A 19,484-nucleotide genomic window follows, 5' to 3' on the forward strand; every position below is an offset into this window, starting at 1 on the left:
AAACAGTAATAGAATTCATTCTCATTTATTGTTTAAGATAATCACTTCCGTTTCCAGCAGTCAGTGACCGGCCCGTCTGAGTCCTTTGCATGGTGGGTGGTGCTGAGTTTCATGACTTGATGGACGCACGGCATTATTCCGAATTGGTCAATTTCTTCGCTCGCTTCCTGAATGACCGGGATGCGGCGCGCGATGTGGTCCAAGAAAGTTATGCGCGTGTGTTTGCCACGGTGTCGCCTGCGCGTCCGGCCCGCAATTTGCGGGCTTTGTTGTTTCGTACGGGCAAAAATATTGTGATTGACGGGGCTCGGCGCGATCAGGCCGAAAAGGCCATGCTCGATACGCTGGCCATGACCATGGTCTCCGAAGCCCCTTGTACGGAGTATCTGGTTCAAGTGCGCCAGCAGTTGCAGGCTTTGCTGAGCCGTTTGGGGGTGATGCCGCGCAAGCGACGCGAGGTATTTGTGTTGGTGCGCATCTATGGCTTCAGTCACCAGGAGGCGGCGCTTCACCTGGGGCTGTCTGTGGCGGCTATTGAAAAACACGTGGTGCGGGCGGTGATGGATTGCCTGGACTTGGCTAACGCTCACTGAGTCTGATTCATGTCTGCACCGGATAGAGCCGCGCGCGAGCGCCTGGAGCAAGCGCTTTTGATGCTGGCCCGTCAGCACGGCGGGGACCCGGCAAGCGCGCATGCGGCAAAAGAGCAGTTCTTGCAATGGCGCAGACGCAGTGCAGACCATGAGGCCGCGGCACAGCTGGCTTTGCGGGCTTGGGAAGGAACACAGGCCCAAAGCTTGCAAGAGTTGGTGCCCATGCCCGATCACTATGGCAGTGCTCGACAGTCGCGTCGGCGGGTCCTGGCCATGCTGGGCATGGTGGGTGTCGGTGCCGCAGGTGGTTTTGGGGCCCGCTGGTATTGGCAACAGCCTTTGCAATTGCTGGCTCTGCAAACCGGCCATGGCGAGCAGCGTGAATACAGTTTGCAAGATGGTTCCAAGTTGTCCTTGGCACCCTATACCCGACTGGAGGTGCGCATGATGCGCTCGGAGCGTCGGGTGCAGTTAAGTGAAGGCATGATTTATGCCGCAGTAAGCAAAGACCCTGCTCGGCCCTTTCTAGTAGAGACACCACAAGGGCAGATTCGGGTGGTAGGGACCGAGTTTTCCGTCAGGGTGACGGCGCAGGCCTTGCGCGTAGCGGTGGCACATGGGCAAGTGGCATTTTTCACTCATCATGGGCACGAGCATGTCATGGACCTGAAGGCTGGGCAGGCATTGCGTCTGGATGGGAATGCCCCCGCTGCTCGTGTCGATGTAGACCCGGAGCAGGTAGGTGCCTGGCGTTTGGGCTGGCTGGTGTTTGATGAGACGCCTCTATTTAAGGTAGCCGCGCATTGGAATGACTATCTGTCTCCGCCCCTGAATCTGGCCGATGAGCCAGGTCTGCGCGAGATGCGGGTAACAGGCAGCTTCCGTTTGCGCGATCCGGGGGCTTTTCTGGATAGCTTGCCGGGAATCTTGCCCGTGCAGGTTCAACGTGATGGAAAAGGGGCCTGGCTAGTGTCCTTGAAAAAATAATTGTCCGGTAAATAGGCTCTCGTTCGTCTACACATGGAAAGCCTATACAAGGACCTCTTGCCATGAAATCCCTTTTGCGCCGTTCTGGTGACTCTACTCGTTCTGTTTATGTGGCCGCTCGCCTGACTGTGTTGGGAGCGAGCTGTCTGCTTGCTTTGAGTACCGTGGGCACTCCTGCCTGGTCTCAGACACAGGCTCAGGGGGCTGCTGCCATCATGTTAAGCAATCGCACGATTGCCGTGCCAGCTCAGCCATTGAGTATCACCATCAATACCTTGGCGCGTCAGTGGAACGTGGCAATTTTATTGGATGCCGCCCTGGCTGCAGGGCGCACAGCTCCTGCTTTGCAAGGTGAGGTGTCCCTGGACCAAGCATTGGAACAAGCCCTGACCGGTACAGGCTTGCTGGCATCGGTGAGTGGATCGGCGGTCATTATCAGTGCCCAACCCTTGCCACCGACCAGCAGCAATATCGAGCAGGCCCAGGCATTGGCTCCCATCCGGGTTCAAGGCAGTGGGCTGGGTGCCGGGGTGACGGAAGGCTCCGAGTCCTATACGGCGGACTCCAACAGCACGGCGACCCGCTTGAATTTGTCCTTGCGGGAAACGCCGCAGTCGGTCAGCGTGATGACACGTCAGCGCATGGACGATCAGGGGCTGACCCAATTGTCAGATGTGGCCAACCAGACCCCAGGGCTGGTGTATGTGGCTGGGGGGAATTCCGGTTCAGACAGCAGCATGATTTATGCACGCGGCTTTGTGGTGGAGAACTACATGGTCGATGGCATGGGCCAGACCTTTAGTGGCTACCGGAGCCTGTTCCAAAGCAACGATATGGTCTTGTACGATCGGGTGGAGGTACTGCGCGGTGCCAGTGGCCTGATGAACGGCGTGGGTGAACCGGGTGCAACCATCAATATGATGCGCAAGCGCCCAACACGAGATTTTCAGATACGGGGCAAGTTGGAAGGGGGCTCCTGGGATCACTACCGGGGCGAGGCGGATCTGTCTACGCCCTTGGACGAGTCCGGCAGCATGCGGCTGCGCACGGTTGCCGCCTGGCAGGACAGCAATTCCTTCATTGATCGCCTTAACGAAAAAAAGAAAATCTTCTACGGTATTTTTGAAGCAGACTTGTCGCCCTCAACCTTATTAAGTCTGGGATACACCTTTCAGGAACATAAGAGCACTAACCACGCTGGCCGTGGCTTGCCCATTTTTTATTCCGATGGCGGAATGATCGACTGGGACCGCTCGACGTCCTCGGCAGCCAGTTGGGCTTATTCTCAACGCCGCAGCCAAAGTCTGTTTGCGTCCCTGGAACATCACCTTGAAAACGACTGGACCTTGAAAGGTGTGCTGGATCGCTCAGAGACTTATTACGACGAAGTCTTGGGCTATGCGTCCCGGGGCTTCCCGGATCGTCAGACAGGTGCCGGGGCGTCCGTGTGGGCGGGCCGTTGGGGTGGCAAGCCAGTTCAGACCAGTCTGGATGTCAGCGCCAGCGGCCCCTTTAGCTTATTGGGCCGACAGCATGATGCGGTGGTGGGATTTACCAGTTCGCGCACGCGGGACGAGGCACCCAGCTACAACCTGTGGTGGCACAACAATTGGACGGGCGATATCGACAATATCTTCAATTGGGATGGTCGGCAGCCTGGCGAACCCAATAACCCGACCATCGGCCAAACGCGTTCTGTAGAAAAAGTGAATAGTGCCTATGCCACGGTGCGTTTCAAACCTGTTGATGATCTTTCCGTGTTGGTGGGGGGGCGCCTGACCAGTTGGTCCCTGTATAAAAACTCGCTTAACTATGCCAGTGGCAAACGCACTGAAACCGTGCGCACGGCAAACGACCAGTTCACGCCGTACTTTGGTCTGGTCTATGACCTGTCCGAGCACTGGTCCGTGTACGGCAGCTATACCAATATCTTCAAGCCCCAGGACAATCGTGACATTGATGGCAATTACCTGGACCCGCGTACGGGCAACAGCATGGAAGTCGGGTTCAAAGGCAGCTATCTGGATGAGCAGCTGAACCTGGGTCTGGCCTTGTTTCGCACCCGCCAGGAAAACTTTGCGGTCGTGATCCCTGGCGCGTTTGCGCCTAATGGTGATGCCGCTTACGAGGCCGTGTCCGGTGCTCTGACTCGGGGCATAGAGCTGGAAGCGGCAGGCCAGATCACGCCGCAGTGGCAAGCATCGGCCAGTTTTACCCGTGTGATTGCGCAGGACCGTGACGGCAAACCTTTGCTGACGACGGTGCCTGACAACACCTTTAAGCTCTACACCTCTTACCGCTTTCCTTCTATTGGGCAGGGTTTGACGGTGGGGGGCGGTGTGCGCTGGCAAAGCAGGTTTTATAACGCCGCTTCTGGCCCCTCCGGCAAGCAACGTCTGGATTTACCCAGTGTTGCCGTCTTTGATTTGATGGCTCGCTACCCCTTGAACAAGCAGGTCACAGCCTACGTCAATGTCAGTAATTTATTCGACAAGCATTACCTAACTACCACCAATACCGCTGTTTACGGCCAGCCACGGATGATTCGGGCGGGCGTTGATTTGCGGTTTTAACGGGATTATTTATGAAGTCCAAAGCAGTAAAGCGCCGCTGGGCGTTGGCCGTTCTGGCGGTGTTGGTGCTCGGCGCGCTGGCAGCGCAGGCCGGGCGTTCGTCGGAGCAGTTTGAAACCGTGGCTGTGGAGCAAAGCGATATTCGTGCGACGGTAGCCGCCGTGGGCACCTTGAAACCTAGCCGCTATGTGGATGTGGGGGCACAGGTGTCGGGACAGATTACGGCCTTGCCTGCTGCGCCCGGCGATCAGGTGGAACAGGGCCAGTTGCTGGTGGAGATTGACCCCAGCGTGCAGCAGGCAACAGTCGATGCGGGCCGGGCTTCCTTGGCAGCGTATCGCGCTCAACTGGCCGAGCAGCAGGCGCAGCTTTTGTTGGCGCGGCAGCAGTTGACACGGCAGCGCCAGTTGGAACGTCAGCAGGCTAGCCGCCAGGAAGATATACAGATTGCCCAGGCCAGCCTGGCCACTGCTCAAGCGCGGGTAGCGCATGTGCAGGCGCAGATGGAGCAGACTCAGGCCACTTTGAAGGCGGATGAGGCTCGACTGGGCTACACACGCATTTATGCTCCCATGAGCGGCACTGTTATTGGTGTGCAAGCGCGTAAAGGGCAGACCTTGAACGCCACCTATCAAACGCCGAATATTTTGCGCATTGCTGATTTGAGCACCATGACAGTCTGGACCAGTGTGTCCGAGGCCGATATCCGGCGCATCAAACCCGGCATGGCAGTGACCTTCACGACCCTGGGAGAGCAGGGCGAAACCCAGGCTCGCCAGTGGCAGGCCAAGGTGCGCCAGATCATGCCCGCGCCCGAAGGCAGTATTCAAGACGAGAGCACGACAGCCACTCCCGCCGCCACGCAGGCCATTATGTATACGGTTCTGTTCGATGTGGACAATGAAGATGGCGAGTTGATGCCGCAAATGACGGCTCAGGTCCTGTTTGAGATTGATCGTGCCGATCAGGCCTTGCTGGTGCCCTTGGTTGCCTTGCGTGCTGATCCGCAGCGCGGTCCCGATGCTTACACCGTGCCAGTGTTGGAACAGGGCAAGTTGCGGGAAAAACCGGTCAGTCTGGGTGTGCGTAATCGCCATCAAGTGCAGGTGCTGGATGGCATCGCCAAGGGTGAACAAGTCGTGCTGGCAGTGCTTACTCCTGAACGTGGCTGGCGGTGGTTGCAATGGTAGGATCGGCGCCTCCTTTGATTGAGCTGCGCGATATCAATCGTATCTACGGTGGTCCACCCAGCACTAAACCGGCTGTACAGGTTTTGTTCGATGTCAGTTTGAGCATCGAGCCGGGCGAGTTTGTGGCCATTGTGGGGGCCTCCGGTTCGGGCAAATCTACGCTGATGAATCTCTTGGGCTGCCTGGATAAGCCCAGCAGTGGAACCTATTTGTTCCAAGGCCGGGATGTTGCGCAGTTGAACCCCGATGAACTGGCGCAGTTGCGTCGCGAGACTTTCGGTTTTGTGTTTCAGGGCTATCACCTGATCCCCACCGAAAGCGCCAGCGAAAACGTGCAGATGCCGGCGATTTACGCCGGAATGGATGAAGACGCTCGTGCCGAGCGGGCAGCTCAATTGCTGAGTAGCCTGGGTCTGGCCGACAAGCTGGATAACCGGCCCAATCAGTTGTCGGGCGGCCAGCAGCAGCGGGTGTCGATTGCGCGTGCGCTAATGAATGGCGGCCGAGTGATCCTGGCGGACGAACCCACCGGGGCGCTGGATTCGCGCAGCGGTGCAGAGGTCATGGCCTTGCTGCGCAAGCTCTCGGATTCCGGGCACACCATTATTCTGATTACGCACGACCATGAGGTTGCTGCCATGGCGGATCGGATTATTGAAATCCGTGATGGCTGCATTCTTTCCGACAGTCGCCCCAACGGGGCCCCGGAGAGTAAAGCCAAGCAGCCCTTGCCTGAATCAGAACACCGCCGCTCGCCCTGGTTTTCGGAAATCAAGGATGCAGCGCGTAGTGCCTTGCGCAGCATGTTTATCAATCGGCATCGCACCGCCTTGACCTTGCTGGGCGTGATTATCGGGGTGGCCTCGGTCATCGTGATGCTGGCTGTGGGGGAGGGGGCTCGTCAACGGGTGATGGATCAGATGGGGACCATGGGTACCACCATCATTTATTTAAGCAGCTCCTCGCCGCCCAATGGAGTTGCCAAGGGCCAGTTGACGCAAGAGGATCTGGAGGCGATCAGCGAGCTGCCCTTGATACGACGGGTGATGCCGGTGATTGGAGACCCCATCACAGTGCGGCGCGGCAGTGTGGATCGGCAGGTTTATGTGTTTGCCGCCAATGACAGCATGCCCGACATTCACCGCTGGAACTTGGCTCAAGGGCGCTATTACACCGATGCTGAAGACCGGGATTTGGCTCCTTTGGTGGTGCTTGGCTATCGTGCGGCCAAGCATTTCTTTCCCGATATGGACGTGCCCTTGGGGCAGCAGCTGCTGATTGGCAATTCGCCTTTTGAAGTAATTGGGGTGATGCAAGAGCGCGGTGCGGATTCAGGCGCTCAAGACTATGACGATATGGTTTTTGTGCCCTACCACGCGGCCCGGGCACGGGTGTATCAGGCGCAGACCCAGCCAGACTATGTGGTGATTGATGCGCAAGATAGCTCTACGGTCCTGGAGGCCGAGCAGGATATGCGTCAGTTGCTGACACAGCGCCACGGGGGGCGAGAGGACTTTTCCATCGGAAATGCCGCTGCCCGTTTGCAGGCTGAAGCATCGACCCGTCAGGCCATGAGCATGATGCTGGGCCTGATTGCAGCTGTGTCTCTGGTAGTGGGAGGGATCGGTGTCATGAACGTCATGCTGATGACAGTGCGCGAACGCACCCGGGAAATTGGCATACGTATGGCGACGGGCGCACGTCAAAGCGACATCATGAGGCAGTTTCTGACCGAGGCCGTTTTGTTGACGATTACCGGTGGATGTCTGGGTGTGCTGGCAGGGGCCATCGTGGGGATAGGTTTGATTTTTGGTGGGGTAGATGTGGTGTTTTCCTTGCGGGCAGCCTTGGGCGCCTTTGGCTGCGCCGTGGTGACGGGCATGGTTTTTGGCTATATGCCAGCACGTACGGCGGCCGCTTTGGACCCCGTTCAAGCCTTGGCAGGAGAGTAAACATGGTTCCATATCGTTGGGTACTGGGGACCCTGACTACTGTTTTGCTGCAGGCGTGCACGTCGCTGTCTACAGATTTGGATAAGGCAGCGCCTGCTTTGCCGCAAAATTATCAGCAAGCTACAAGCACGGCTGCGGCGCCAGGCGTACAGGTAGAGCCGCAGTGGTGGCGCGCTTATAACAGCCCAGGCTTGAATGCCTTGATGCAGGAAGCCCTGGGGGATGTGGCGGTGCTGCGTCAGGCCCAGGCTCGTGTGTTGCAGGCTCAGGCCCAGGCTCGAATTGCGGGAGCCAGCCTGTTGCCGGAACTGCAAGGCAATCTGTCTGCACAGCGGGATGCGCCGTTCTCATCCAGTCATGGAGATTCACGCTCTCAGTTTGTGGCAGGCGTGTTCATGAGCTATGAGCTGGATCTATGGGGGCGCAATAGCGCACAGGCCAACAGTGCCTTGTTCCAGGCTCAGGCGGCTGGCTATGAACTGGATGTGCTGCGCGTCAGTGTGCAGGCCCAGGTCGTGCATTTAAGTCTGCAAGCGTTAGGTGACAAACAGCGGGTAGCCATTGCCCGGCAAAACTTGGCGGTGGCGCAACGCTTGCTCAGTTTGTTGGAAGCCCGTTTGCAAGCGGGGGCGGCTTCGCCGTTGGAGTTGGCCCAGCAGCGTCAGCTATTGGCCTCTCAGCAGCGCAAATTATTTGTGTTGGAAGAGCAGGCCATACGAACGCGGGTCGAGCTGTCGACCTTGTTAGGCCGTACCGAAATTCTGCCAGAACCGCTGGAGGATATTGCCAACTTGCAGGTGCCGGAACTGCAGGCAGGTTTGCCCTCGCAATTGTTGGCCCAGCGTCCGGATATTGCGCGCATTGAATCCCAATTGGCCGCTGCTCATGCTGATGTGCATGTTGCACGGGCAGCGCTCTATCCTAGCCTGACTTTAAGCGCCCGAGCCGGGGCGTCGGGGGATCATTGGCAGGACAGTTTGCGTCATCCCGTCTATAGCCTGATCAGCGGTTTAGTCGCACCTATTTTCAATGCAGGCCGTCTGGCTGCGGGCAAAGACTTGAGTGATGCCCGTTTGCAAGAATGGCTGGCGCAATATCGTCAGACCATCGTGCAGGCCTATATGGACGTAGAGGGTGTGCTGGCTCAGTTGCAGAGCCTGGACGCGCAGGCGCAGATCATGGAGCTGGAATGGGAGCAGGCCAAGTTGGCCTTTCAACTGGCTGAAGCACGATACCGCTCCGGGTCGGAGACGCTATTGTCTTTATTGGATGCGCAGCGCACCTTGTACGCTGCTCAAGATGTACGCGTGAGCCTGATGCAGTCGCGGCTGCAGTCTCGCGCAGCGCTGTTCAGAGCGCTGGGCGGGGGCTGGCAAGCCCGTTCAGGCAGCGTAGCTGATGACGGGGCGCTGACACAGGCTGGGGTCTAGCAGGCTGGCAGCCGCCTCGTCCAGCAGGATCTGGACGTTGGCGTGCTGCTTTAGTGCGGTGAACGGCAAGTCGGGCGTAATGCCGCCGTCTTGGTAGTTCAGCATGGTGCGAGCCTTGTGCTCGCCCGTGACAACCAGCGCAATCTCGCGGGCGCTCAGAATGTCGGCAATCCCCATGGTGATGGCCGATGCGGGGACTTCATCCATCGCGTCAAAAAAGCGGCTGTTATCCAGACGTGTGCGCTCGGACAGGGCAACCACATGGGTCAGGCTGTCAAACGGTGTGCCAGGCTCATTAAAGCCAATGTGGCCATTGGTTCCTACGCCCAATAATTGCAAGGCCACGCCGCCGCTGGCAGCGATTGCCGCTGAATACGCTTTGCAGTGTTGTTCCAGCTCCGTGGTCAGGCCATTGGGCAGGTGCAGGCGTGCGGGGTCAAAAGGCAATTGGCTGAACAGGTGCTGCTGCATGTAGTAGGCATAGCTTTGTTCATGCTGGGCGGAAAGACCTACATATTCGTCCAGGTTAAAGCTGTTGATCCCGGACACATCCAGGCCGCTGGCGCGTACGTCTTGAACGAAACGGGCATACACGGGTTCCATAGTTCCCCCCGTTGCCAAACCCAGAGTTGCATTAGGTTCTTGACGAATAATGTTCTGAAGGTGGGCACTAAGGTGCGCAGCAATGGCTGCAGAATCGGGGAACACTAAAAACATAATCTTATTGTTTATATAGGCCGTGATGAATTGAAAAAAAACTTCGCCGCAAGCACGGCGAAGTTTGATCTGCTGAAATTCTAATGGCACAAAGGCGTACCGTCAGTTTTTTTTTGCAAGCAAGTGACACGTATTAACTATCTTGCTTGCCGGTTTCCCCAAGAAAACCACCGCTTTGACGGGCCCACAAGCGGGCATACAAACCACCTTGCTCCAGCAGTTGCTGGTGGCTGCCTTGCTCGATAATCTGGCCTTGGTCCAGCACAATCAAGCGATCCAGCGCAGCAATGGTGGACAGACGGTGGGCAATGGCGATCACGGTTTTGCCGTGCATCAAGGTATTCAGACTTTCCTGAATGGCTGCTTCCACTTCAGAATCCAGGGCGCTGGTGGCCTCATCCAGTAACAGGATGGGGGCATCTTTGAGCATGACACGTGCAATGGCGACACGCTGGCGCTGGCCTCCCGACAACTTCACTCCACGCTCGCCCACATGGGCTTCCAGGCCCTGGCGGCCTTGGCGGTCGTGCAGTTGCGGGATGAATTCGGTGGCAGCTGCGCGGTCAACGGCCATATGCAAAAGCTCGTCATCAGCCTCGGGGCGGCCATACAGAATGTTGTCGCGCATGGAGCGGTGCAGCAAGGACGTATCCTGCGTCACCATGCCAATGGCGGCACGCAAGCTGTCTTGTGTGACATGGGCGATGTCCTGGCCGTCGATGCGGATGGTGCCGCTATCCACATCGTGAAAGCGCAGCAACAAATTGACCAGGGTGGATTTGCCCGCGCCCGAGCGTCCGATCAAGCCGACCCGCTCACCGGGTTGAATCACCAGATTGAGCTTGTCGATGACCTGACGGCTTTTATCGCGATAGGCAAAGCTCACGTCCTGAAATTCAATGCGGCCTTGAGTAATTTGCAAAGGCTTGGCGTCCGGAGCATCGACCACAGTAGGCTCTTGCGTCAGGGTATTGATGCCGTCCTGAATCGTGCCGACGTTCTCAAACAGATTGGTCAGTTCCCACATCAGCCAGTGCGAGTGCCCGGACAGGCGCAGCGCCATGGCAATAACGGCTGCCACCACACCGGCGGAGGACTGGTCGATAGACCACAGGTACAGCGCCAGCCCGGCAGAGCTGATCAGCAAGAGCGTCGCCAGCACGTGGTTGGTGACTTCAAACAGGCTGATCAGGCGCATCTGAGCGTGGCCTGTTTCCTGAAACCGGCGCATGGCATTTTTTGCATGGTCGGCTTCACGACGGGTATGGGCAAACAGTTTGACCGTGTTGATATTGGTATAGGCGTCGGTAATGCGGCCCGTCATCAAGGCGCGTGCATCGGCCTGATCAGCCCCTACTTTACCCAGGCGTGGCACGAAGTAAACGCAGGCCAGGGCATAGCCCAGCAGCCAGAACAGGAAGGGCAAAATCAGCAGCAGATCAAAGCTGCCTGCCAAAATCAGGATACCGATCAGGTAGGCGCTCATGCCCACGACCACTTCTACGGCCATGAACAGGGTCTCGCGCACTGCCAGCGCGGTTTGCATGATTTTGGTGGTGATGCGACCGGCAAATTCGTCCGCGTAAAAGGACATGCTCTGGTTCAGCATCAACTTATGGAACAGCCAGCGCAGGCGCATGGGAAAGTTGATGGCCAACACCTGGTGCATGACCAGCGTATGCAGGCAAATCAACAGCACGCTGCCCAGTAGGATGGCAGCAATTGTTAGCAGGGTGCCACCGTGATGGCCCCAGAACTGGGCCGGCTCAATAGAAGGCAGCCAGTCCACAATAAAGCTGAGCAGAGCAAACAGCATCGCCTCGTAAGCCGACAGGCCGATGGAGGTGACGGTCATCAAGGCAATCCAGCCCCGCGAATTTTTGGTGCAGGACCAGATAAAGGGGAAAAATCCCTTGGGGGGCGTATCTACGTGTTGTTCGGGATAGGGGTCGAGACGACGTTCAAAGAATGACAGCACCAAATGGGCTCCAGCGTACGGGCCTGAGGATGATAGGGCCGTGTGACAGAAAAAAAACCGCTTGTTGGGTAGAGAGCGGCAATTTTTTGATGGTAACGCAGTCGTTTAAACAGGCTATAGAAAACCTGATAAATACACAGTCTTTGTCTCGTAGAAGCGTCAAATACTGGGGGCTGATCCAGGATCAGCCCCCATTCGGATTTTGATAAGGGGTTTGATGGCGGATTTAGTAAGCCACCACCTGTCCGTCTTTACGCGGGTCCGAACCGCCTACGTAGTGCTCGCCCTGACGCAAGATCAGCTGCGCGCCGCCAAAAGCAAACACGCCGCTGCCCGGTTCCACCACGATGTCATGGCCACGTTCACGCAAAGCCTGAACCATGGCCGGGTCGAAGGTGGGTTCCACCGCCACGCCACGGCCACCGGTGACGCGCCAGCGTGGGGCATCTGCTGCGGCTTGTGGGTTTTGACCATAGAGCAAGACGCGCAAAGCCATTTGCACATGACCTTGGGATTGGAAAGGGCCACCCATGACGCCAAAGGACATTTGTGGGGTGCCATCAGCATTCATGGCAAAGGCGGGAATGATGGTGTGCGAGGGGCGCTTGCCGCCTGCCACTTCATTCACATGGCCAGGACGCAGATTGAAACCGTGGCCCCGGTTTTGCAGACTGATGCCGGTGCCGGGGACAACCACGCCCGAACCAAAGCCCATGTAGTTGGACTGAATCAAGGACACCATCATGCCGTTGGCGTCTGCTGCAGTCACGTAGACCGTGCCGGACGGACCGGGCAGGCCGTGCTTCGGGTCACCGGCCTTGTCCATTTGAATCAGGGCCGCGCGTTCACGCAGGTATGCCGGGTCCAGCAAGTGCTCGGGCTGATGGATCATGTGTTCCAGGTCAGCGTGGTGCTCGTACAGGTCGGCAAAGGCCAGTTTCATGGCCTCAATGCTCAGGTGAATCGTATCGATATGATCCAGCGGCTGCTGTCCGATACCGGCTTGTTCCATGATGCCCAGGGCAATCAGGGCAGCCAGGCCCTGGCCATTGGGCGGAATTTCGTGAATGACGGATTGCGCAAAGGGATGGCTGATGGTGCCGCACCAGTTGGCACGATGTTCGGCCAGATCCTGTTCGTCCATGGCACCACCATGCAGGCGCGAGAAGTCGGCAATGCGGCGGGCCAGTTCGCCGGTGTAGAAGTCCTGCCCTTGGGTAGCGGCAATGCGCTCCAGGGTATTGGCTTGATCCAGGTTCTGATACCACTGGCCCGCAACGGGAGCTTTGCCATCACGTAAAAAGGCTTCAGCAAAACCGGGCTGATCGCCCAGGCGTTGACGGCCCAGTTCCCACAATCGAGCAATGACCGGCGACACTGGAAAACCATCGCGTGCGTAGTGAATCGCGGGGGCAGCCACTTGTTCCAGGCTTAGACGGCCCAGCTTGCTGGACAGCTCAGCCCAGGCCGACACGGCACCGGGCACAGAGACACTTTCCCACCCTTTGTCAGGGATGGCCTCGTGGCCTTTGAAGCGGTCCGGGGACCAGCCGCGGGGAGAGCGCCCGGAGGCGTTCAGGCCATGCAGTTCTTTGCCGTCCCAGACAATGGCAAAGGCGTCACTGCCAATGCCGCAGCCGGTGGGTTCGACGACGGTCAAAGCGATAGCGGCTGCCAGGGCCGCATCAACCGCATTGCCGCCCGATTGCAGCATTCGCAGGCCCGCCTGGGCCGCCAAGGGGTGGGAGGTACTGACCATGTTGCGGCCCAGTACGGCAGAGCGAGCGGATGGGTAGGGGTTGGCCCAGTCCATCGCGGTAGCAGTGGTGTTGTTCATTGGATCTGAATTCCAGTCAGTTTGATCAGGCCTTGCCAGCGTGCGCTGTCCTCGCGTACCAGTGTAATGAACTCTTCACGGCTGGTACTACGGGGTTGATCCACGCCCAATGTTTGCAGGCGGGCACGTACTTTAGGATCTTGAATGCTGCGTGCAAAAGCGTCGAAGGCTTTGTCACGAATATCGTCGGGCAGGCCAGCAGGGGCATACAGGCCAAACCAGGTTATGGACTCATAGCCGGGCAGACCGGATTCCTGAAAGGTAGGCAGATCAGGAGCCAGGGGCGAGCGTTGTTGGCCGGTGACTCCCAGGGCGCGCAACTGGCCGCTGTTCACGTAGGGCATGCCGGTGGGGATGGCGTCCAGCAAGACATGAATGGAACCGCCCAACATATCGTTGATGGCCTGTCCTGTGCCGCGGTACGGCACATGAGACATCACGATGTCTGCCTGATTCAGAAAAGCTTCGGTGCCCAGGTGCACGATCGTGCCGTTGCCACTGCTGGCGTAGTTCAGTTCGTCCGGATGAGCGCGGGCGTATTCGATCAGCTCCGGCAAGGTTTGTGCGGGAACCGAGGGATTGACCAGCAAGACACTGGCGGCATCACCCAGGTGGGCGATGGGCGTGAAGTCTTTCTCTGCATCGTAGGGCAGAGACTTGTACAGATGCGGCGCAATGGCGTGGGTGCTGCTGGTGCTGAACAAGAAGGTGTAGCCGTCCGCCTTGGCGCGGGCCACTTCGGCCGAACCGATGGTGCCGCCAGCGCCGGTGCGGTTATCCACAATGATGGTGGTATTCAGCTCTTTGGACGCGGATTCGGCAATCAGGCGGCTGATGACATCAGTGGCGCCGCCGGTTGGAAAGGGAACGATCAGGCGGATCGGACGCTCGGGCCAATCGGTGGCCTGGGCGGCCAGGCTGCTGGTGGCCAGTACGGCACCCAGCAACGTTTGGGCAAGACGACGCCAGGGGCGCTGTGTCGAAGTGGGCTGCTCTGTGCTCAGGGCGGGACGGGTCATGGCTATCTCCTCAATTCAGAGATGATAGGAAAGGCGGTCATGCCGAACCAGCAACAAATAAGCAGGGAGTCCTTGCTATTTTGGCAAGGCTGGCGGGTCTATTTCCAGCTGGGGCAAAAGCTCGTCCAGAAAGCGACGCACGATAGAAGGAAGACGACGGCCAGCCAAGGCTTGTACTTCGATTTGCCGGTTCAGCAGGCCTCGCTCATGGATATAGCTGGCTTGCAACAAACCCTGTTCAATCAGATGGCGGGCAGACAGCAGGGCCGACACGGTTGCACCTGCTCCGGTCAGGGCAAACTGATGCAAGGACTGCATGTGATTGCTGCTGAACACCGGGTCCAGACTCAGGTTCTGCGCGCTGCAGGCCACATCCATCATTTGTCGCACAGTGGTGTCCGGCCCAGGCAGGGCCAGCGGGTAGGCCAGCAGACTTTTCAGGCTGATGCGTTCCGTGCGGGTTGCGGGATGTCCAGGAACCGTCAGCGCCATGACGGGGGCATCGCGCCGGAATAAGGTCTTGATGTCTTTTTCCGCTGTCTGGGTGAACTTGATGCCGATATCGATTTGGCCGCTCAGTAGCAGCATGGTGATTTTGTGCGGTGGCAGTACATCCAGTTGAAAGCGGATGCCTTGGTGTTTTTGCCTGAATTGCGCAATGCACTGAGGCAGCAATTGTGCGGCCAAACCTTCCGAAGAAGCAATGCGGATCAAGCCGGTTTGCAAGCCTTGCAGGGCAGCAATGTCATGCAAGGTGCGTTCGGCATCCAGGGCGCTGCGGCGCGCATGAGCCAGCAACAATTCACCGGCTGCGGTCAGGCTCATGCCACGGGCATGGCGCTCGAACAAGGCCATGCCCAGGTTTTCTTCCAGGCCGCTGATCTGGCGGCTGATGGCCGAAGTGGCCACATGCAGATTGCTGGCCGCCTGGGAGATGGAACCACAACGCGCTACCTCCTGGAAGTAGCGCAGTGCGGTCTCTTGAAGGTGTCTGGGGTTCATACCAGACTGCCGCGCAGCTCGGCGGCAATCTCGTAGGAGCGCAGGCGCTTCTTGTGATCAAAGATGTTGGCGTTCAGCATCAGCTCGTTGGCGCCCGTCAGCTGGATGAAGTTCTTCATCTGGCTAAGTACCTGTTCGGGATTGCCCACTGCCGTGCAGCTGAGCAAGGAATCGAGCAGGTGCTGAGCGGACGGACTGCTTTGTTCGTAGTAGTCCCGCACAGGAGGAGGCAACTGGCCGGGGCGGCCACTGCGCAGGTTCACAAACGACTGCTGCCAGGAGGAGGCCAGCAGCTTGGCTTCGTCTTCGGTGTCGGCTGCAAACATGTTGTAGCCCAGCATGACGTATGGTTTTTTCAGGTGCACGGAAGGCTGGAATTGACGGCGGTACACCTCAATGGCATCCATCAGTTGAGCGGGTGCAAAGTGCGAGGCAAAGGCATAGGGCAGGCCCAACGCGGCCGCCAATTGGGCCCCAAACAGGCTGGAGCCCAGAATCCAGACGGGCACATTCAAACCACGGCCTGGTACGGCCATGATGCGGTTGCGGGGCTCATCGGACATATAGTCCATCAGCTCCAGCACATCACGCGGAAACTGATCCGGGTCGCTGTTCAGATTACGGCGCAGGGCACGGGCCGTTTCAGGGTCGGAACCCGGAGCACGTCCCAGACCCAGATCTATGCGGCCGGGGTAGAGCGAGGCCAGGGTGCCAAATTGTTCGGCAATCACCAGCGGGGAATGGTTAGGCAACATGATGCCGCCCGCGCCGACGCGAATGCGGCTGGTTTGACCGGCAATGTGACCGATCAGCACGGCCGTGGCGGCGCTGGCAATACCGGGCATGCCGTGGTGTTCGGCCAGCCAGTAGCGGTGATACCCCCACTGTTCGGCGTGGCGGGCGATGTCCGCGGAGCATTGAAAGGATTGCGCAGGGGTAGAGCCCTGAACAATAGGGGACAGGTCTAGAACGGAGAGTGGGTAGCTAGGCTTCATGGCATTTAGGTTCGGAGTGGACTCAGGATATAGTCAAGGCATCGTTAGGCAGCGTCAAGTAAACCCATAACACAGGCAAGGATGTTCAGATGAAAGAGACCAGTCGTCGCACCGTCAATCATTACCAGGACCATGCGCAGGCTTATCGGGAGGGCACCTGGGATCACGATGTCAGCCAGAATCGCCAAGCCTTGCTGGCAGCTATCGGTGCTAGTGGCCCTGTGGATATTCTGGACTTGGGCTGCGGACCAGGGCGGGATCTGGAGGCTTTCAAGGCCCTGGGGCATCGGCCTGTCGGCTTGGATGGCTGTGCGGCCTTTGTGGAAATGGCTCGTCAGCAAACCGGTTTAAGCGTGCTGCATCAGGACTTTCTGGATTTGAGCTTACCGCATGCTGCTTTTGATGGTGTGTTTGCCAATGCCGTGCTGTTCCATATTCCCAGTGCGGAACTGCCAGCAGTGCTAGTGGCTTTGCGCCAGAGTATGCGGCCAGGCGGCGTTCTTTTCGCTTCCAATCCGCGCGGGCAGGGGCAAGAAGGGTGGAACGGGCAGCGCTACGGTTGTTACTACAGTTGGGATCAGTGGTCGCAGTGCTTGCAGCAGGCCGGTTATGAGTACATTGATCACTTTTACCGGCCCACCGACAAGCCCCCTCAGGAGCAACATTGGCTGGCTTCGCTATGGCGTGTACCCTTCCAAAAATGATCAAAATGGTGAATCCCTGACCTGCCTACTTAGGGGTTTGTTTTATAACGATATTTATTGTTAATACAGGGGTTTTCCCTATTTTTATGCACATCTTTTGTGGATAAGCCGGTTTCAGGCCCCTTGGCGCCCATACAGAGAAAAAAAAGGTAAAGAATTGTCGATTCTCTGACCAGCAATTATAAGTGCTTGATTAGATTGATCTAAGTGTAGTGATTCACGGTTTATCCTGTGACTTGTCCACATTTTTCGGGGATAAGAGCGGCTGCTTTTATGCTTTTGGCTGTTTTATGTCCTCGGTTTTTAAGTAATTGATACTAAAGCCTGTTTTCTTGATTTGCCCAGTTTTTCCTATGAGCTATCCACAGTTTTCGGGGATAAGATGGGGCGCGTGCCCAGCTTGGGTTGTAGCCAGTCTCAAGGCTATGATTCGGTCTAGCAATGGTTACCCTTAGCGGCCAGTCCCTTCGGTTCTTTGCCATCTTATTGAGGAGATTGAAACGTGGAAAAGTTGCAAGCATGGATCACTGAGTTTCCCGCCTTGGGCGCGGTGGCTCTGAATGTGGTGATTGCCCTGTTGATTCTTATTTTTGGCTGGTGGCTGTCAGCCATTGCCGGCCGGGCAATCAAGCGCATGGCCAGCCGGTCCAGTCGCATTGATCCCACCATTGTGCCTATGGCCCAGACGGTAACGGTCTGGACGATCCGCATCTTTGTGCTGATTGCTGTGCTGGCCCGGTTTGGCGTACAGACAGCCAGCATTATTGCGGTACTGGGTGCTGCTGGTTTGGCCGTCGGTTTGGCCTTGCAGAACACGCTGCAAAATATTGCGGCGGGCATCATGTTGCTGATGCTGCGTCCCCTGCGTGCGGGCGAGTTCGTGTCCATCGTGGGCAAGGGGGATGGCACGGTTCAAGAGGTCGGCCTGTTTCTGACCCGTTTTGAACAGGTGGACGGAATTCAATTTACCTTGCCCAATAGCTTGATTTGGGGCAATCCCATCATCAACTACAGTCGCAATACAACGCGCCGTCTGGATTTTGGTGTGGGTGTTAGGTATGGCGATGATTTGGATCTGGCCCTGAGCCTGCTGCAAAAACTCTTGGACGAGCACGACAAAGTCTTGAAGGACCCTGCTCCTCAAGTCATGGTGATGGAATACAAGGACAGTGTAATCACCGTTAACTTGCGTGCCTGGATCAATTCTGCAGACTTCTGGGATGCTCGCTTTGATTTGTTCCGCCGTGCCGTGCAGGTGCTTAATCAGGCTGGTTTGCAGACCCCTATCCCGGTGCGCGAAATTCTGCAGTCCGGTGGCGAGCAAAAAGCCGCTTGATGATTTGATTCAAGAGCAGGTTGCACACCTGTTTCAGACCTTGGCTTAGGTATTCAGGCCAAGCTGTCTTTCGATCGGATCGTAATGCCCCAAGCCTGATTGACAATGGCTTGGGGCATTTTTTTCGGGTTAGCCTGCATTGGACTTAGCCAAGCCTTCACCCATACTGTAGCCTGTGCTGCTTAGCTGTTTTTCTGCCTGCCCTCACGATGTTTCTGATCGACGAAAAAATCACGGTACGACGCCTGGAAGTGTTGCTGGCTTTTTTGGAAGCCGGCACGATTGCGCGTGCCGCCGAGCATTTGGGCACCAGTGCGGTCAGCGTGCACCGGGCCTTAAAAAGTCTGGAAGAAGGTTTGCGTTGCCCCCTGTTCTTGCAAGAGGGGCGCAATCTGGTGCCGCAGGAGTCGGCCCGCGAGCTGGCGGAAGCTGCCAAAGAAACCATTCGCACCTTGCAGCACGGCATTGATGCGGCACGCGAAGCGGGTGGGTATTCTTCGGATCAGGTGCGCATCGGCTCCATGTATTCATTGACGATCCGTCTGGTGCCGCGGCTGCTGGTGGAGTTGAAAGTACACAAGCCTTTGCTGCAGATTGATCTGGTGCTGGATTCCAACGAAAAGCTGCTGCAAAAGCTGCGCGGTGGCCACATTGATGCCGCCTTGATCGAGTTGCCTCCGGCGCAACCAGACTTGGAAGTGCTCCCCATTTTTGATGACGAGCTTTTATTTGCGGCCCCCATGGCTTGGCAAGGCTCGGAGTCTTCCGTAGTGGATTTGGCGCTTTGTTCCAAAGAGCGCTTTGTCTCCCTGACGGATGACTTTGCAACCGGGCGAGACATGCAGCGTATGTTGGCCAAAGCAGGATTTGAGGCCGATATTGTGATGCGCACTGGCGACATTTTCTCGCTGATGAGTTTGGTCAGTGGCGGGGTGGGGTGCTCTTTATTACCTGCCCGCGCCAAAGAGGTTTTCGCAGACAAAATTCAATGGCTCAGCCTGGAGCCAGAGTACCGGCATTCGCAGCGGATTGGCCTGGTTTGCATGAAGTCGCGTGAACGCAGCCCTAATGTGCTGAGCCTGCTGCGAGCTTGCCGGATCGTGCGTACGCAACTGGAAAAAGAAGCGAAAAAAACGGCTTGAGGCCGAGGGTTCGCAACTGACTCAAGTCC

General features: G+C 57.4%; 15 protein-coding genes. 9 read left to right on the forward strand and 6 right to left on the reverse strand.

The features are described 5' to 3' along the window. The first annotated feature begins 89 nt into the window (after positions 1-89). From AC1RSM_RS11995 to AC1RSM_RS12020, 6 genes are all read left to right on the forward strand, one after another. On the forward strand, positions 90-593 hold the full coding sequence (locus AC1RSM_RS11995) for an RNA polymerase sigma factor (protein WP_492932773.1): 504 nt from the start codon (positions 90-92) through the stop codon (positions 591-593). A gap of 9 nt (positions 594-602) precedes the next feature. After that, the gene (locus AC1RSM_RS12000; RefSeq protein WP_492932774.1) at positions 603-1,580 is read left to right on the forward strand and encodes a FecR family protein; all 978 of its coding nucleotides are present in this window, start codon (positions 603-605) and stop codon (positions 1,578-1,580) included. A 62-nt stretch (positions 1,581-1,642) separates the two neighbouring features. Next, on the forward strand, positions 1,643-4,153 hold the full coding sequence (locus tag AC1RSM_RS12005; RefSeq protein WP_492932775.1) for a TonB-dependent siderophore receptor: 2,511 nt from the start codon (positions 1,643-1,645) through the stop codon (positions 4,151-4,153). A gap of 11 nt (positions 4,154-4,164) precedes the next feature. Further along, positions 4,165-5,343 (forward strand): efflux RND transporter periplasmic adaptor subunit, encoded by a 1,179-nt coding sequence (locus AC1RSM_RS12010; RefSeq protein ID WP_492932776.1) that lies wholly within the window; start codon positions 4,165-4,167, stop codon positions 5,341-5,343. Continuing rightward, complete coding sequence (locus tag AC1RSM_RS12015; protein WP_492932777.1) at positions 5,337-7,295, forward strand: ABC transporter permease; 1,959 nt, start codon at positions 5,337-5,339, stop codon at positions 7,293-7,295. Before AC1RSM_RS12010 ends, AC1RSM_RS12015 begins: the two co-directional genes overlap by 7 nt. 2 nt (positions 7,296-7,297) lie before the next feature. Further along, positions 7,298-8,725: an efflux transporter outer membrane subunit gene (locus AC1RSM_RS12020; protein ID WP_492932778.1), complete on the forward strand. Its 1,428-nt coding sequence runs from the start codon at positions 7,298-7,300 to the stop codon at positions 8,723-8,725. Here AC1RSM_RS12020 and AC1RSM_RS12025 read toward each other — a convergent pair. The 6 genes from AC1RSM_RS12025 to AC1RSM_RS12050 all read right to left on the reverse strand — a co-directional run bounded on the left by AC1RSM_RS12025 (position 8,678) and on the right by AC1RSM_RS12050 (position 16,273). Further along, entirely contained in the window at positions 8,678-9,442 is a 765-nt protein-coding gene (locus AC1RSM_RS12025; RefSeq protein ID WP_492932779.1) for a glucosamine-6-phosphate deaminase, read from the reverse strand. The two genes, AC1RSM_RS12020 and AC1RSM_RS12025, sit on opposite strands and share 48 nt — an antisense overlap. 133 nt (positions 9,443-9,575) lie before the next feature. Next, the gene (locus AC1RSM_RS12030; protein ID WP_492932780.1) at positions 9,576-11,420 is read right to left on the reverse strand and encodes an ABC transporter ATP-binding protein; all 1,845 of its coding nucleotides are present in this window, start codon (positions 11,418-11,420) and stop codon (positions 9,576-9,578) included. A gap of 226 nt (positions 11,421-11,646) precedes the next feature. After that, complete coding sequence (locus AC1RSM_RS12035; RefSeq protein WP_492932781.1) at positions 11,647-13,257, reverse strand: gamma-glutamyltransferase family protein; 1,611 nt, start codon at positions 13,255-13,257, stop codon at positions 11,647-11,649. Continuing rightward, positions 13,254-14,276, reverse strand: a complete 1,023-nt coding sequence (locus AC1RSM_RS12040) for a Bug family tripartite tricarboxylate transporter substrate binding protein (RefSeq protein ID WP_492932782.1) — start codon at positions 14,274-14,276, stop codon at positions 13,254-13,256. The genes AC1RSM_RS12035 and AC1RSM_RS12040 overlap by 4 nt, the downstream gene beginning before the upstream one ends. 75 nt (positions 14,277-14,351) lie before the next feature. Beyond that, complete coding sequence (locus AC1RSM_RS12045) at positions 14,352-15,278, reverse strand: LysR substrate-binding domain-containing protein (protein ID WP_492932783.1); 927 nt, start codon at positions 15,276-15,278, stop codon at positions 14,352-14,354. After that, entirely contained in the window at positions 15,275-16,273 is a 999-nt protein-coding gene (locus tag AC1RSM_RS12050; RefSeq protein ID WP_492932784.1) for an LLM class flavin-dependent oxidoreductase, read from the reverse strand. The genes AC1RSM_RS12045 and AC1RSM_RS12050 overlap by 4 nt, the downstream gene beginning before the upstream one ends. An 89-nt stretch (positions 16,274-16,362) precedes the next feature. Here AC1RSM_RS12050 and AC1RSM_RS12055 point away from each other — a divergent pair, with 89 nt between their 5' ends. The 3 genes from AC1RSM_RS12055 (at position 16,363) to AC1RSM_RS12065 (ending at position 19,455) form a co-directional block, all read left to right on the forward strand. Next, positions 16,363-16,977, forward strand: coding sequence for a class I SAM-dependent DNA methyltransferase (locus AC1RSM_RS12055; protein WP_492932785.1), 615 nt, complete (start codon positions 16,363-16,365; stop codon positions 16,975-16,977). Between the two features lie 502 nt (positions 16,978-17,479). Continuing rightward, entirely contained in the window at positions 17,480-18,313 is an 834-nt protein-coding gene (locus AC1RSM_RS12060; protein ID WP_492932786.1) for a mechanosensitive ion channel family protein, read from the forward strand. Positions 18,314-18,522: 209 nt separating this feature from the next. Continuing rightward, the gene (locus AC1RSM_RS12065; RefSeq protein WP_492932787.1) at positions 18,523-19,455 is read left to right on the forward strand and encodes a LysR substrate-binding domain-containing protein; all 933 of its coding nucleotides are present in this window, start codon (positions 18,523-18,525) and stop codon (positions 19,453-19,455) included. The last annotated feature ends 29 nt before the right edge of the window (positions 19,456-19,484 follow it).

The organism is Alcaligenes sp. GW821-FHT11D07 (assembly GCF_058808495.1).

Coding starts and splice junctions, on each gene's coding strand:
- AC1RSM_RS12010 (WP_492932776.1), top strand. CDS start 4,165: ATGAAGTCCAAAGCAGTAAAGCGCCGCTGGGCGTTGGCCGTTCTGGCG.
- AC1RSM_RS12045 (WP_492932783.1), bottom strand. CDS start 15,278: ATGAACCCCAGACACCTTCAAGAGACCGCACTGCGCTACTTCCAGGAG.
- AC1RSM_RS12035 (WP_492932781.1), bottom strand. CDS start 13,257: ATGAACAACACCACTGCTACCGCGATGGACTGGGCCAACCCCTACCCA.
- AC1RSM_RS12050 (WP_492932784.1), bottom strand. CDS start 16,273: ATGAAGCCTAGCTACCCACTCTCCGTTCTAGACCTGTCCCCTATTGTT.
- AC1RSM_RS12000 (WP_492932774.1), top strand. CDS start 603: ATGTCTGCACCGGATAGAGCCGCGCGCGAGCGCCTGGAGCAAGCGCTT.
- AC1RSM_RS11995 (WP_492932773.1), top strand. CDS start 90: ATGGTGGGTGGTGCTGAGTTTCATGACTTGATGGACGCACGGCATTAT.
- AC1RSM_RS12015 (WP_492932777.1), top strand. CDS start 5,337: ATGGTAGGATCGGCGCCTCCTTTGATTGAGCTGCGCGATATCAATCGT.
- AC1RSM_RS12005 (WP_492932775.1), top strand. CDS start 1,643: ATGAAATCCCTTTTGCGCCGTTCTGGTGACTCTACTCGTTCTGTTTAT.
- AC1RSM_RS12040 (WP_492932782.1), bottom strand. CDS start 14,276: ATGACCCGTCCCGCCCTGAGCACAGAGCAGCCCACTTCGACACAGCGC.
- AC1RSM_RS12020 (WP_492932778.1), top strand. CDS start 7,298: ATGGTTCCATATCGTTGGGTACTGGGGACCCTGACTACTGTTTTGCTG.
- AC1RSM_RS12065 (WP_492932787.1), top strand. CDS start 18,523: ATGTTTCTGATCGACGAAAAAATCACGGTACGACGCCTGGAAGTGTTG.
- AC1RSM_RS12055 (WP_492932785.1), top strand. CDS start 16,363: ATGAAAGAGACCAGTCGTCGCACCGTCAATCATTACCAGGACCATGCG.
- AC1RSM_RS12025 (WP_492932779.1), bottom strand. CDS start 9,442: ATGTTTTTAGTGTTCCCCGATTCTGCAGCCATTGCTGCGCACCTTAGT.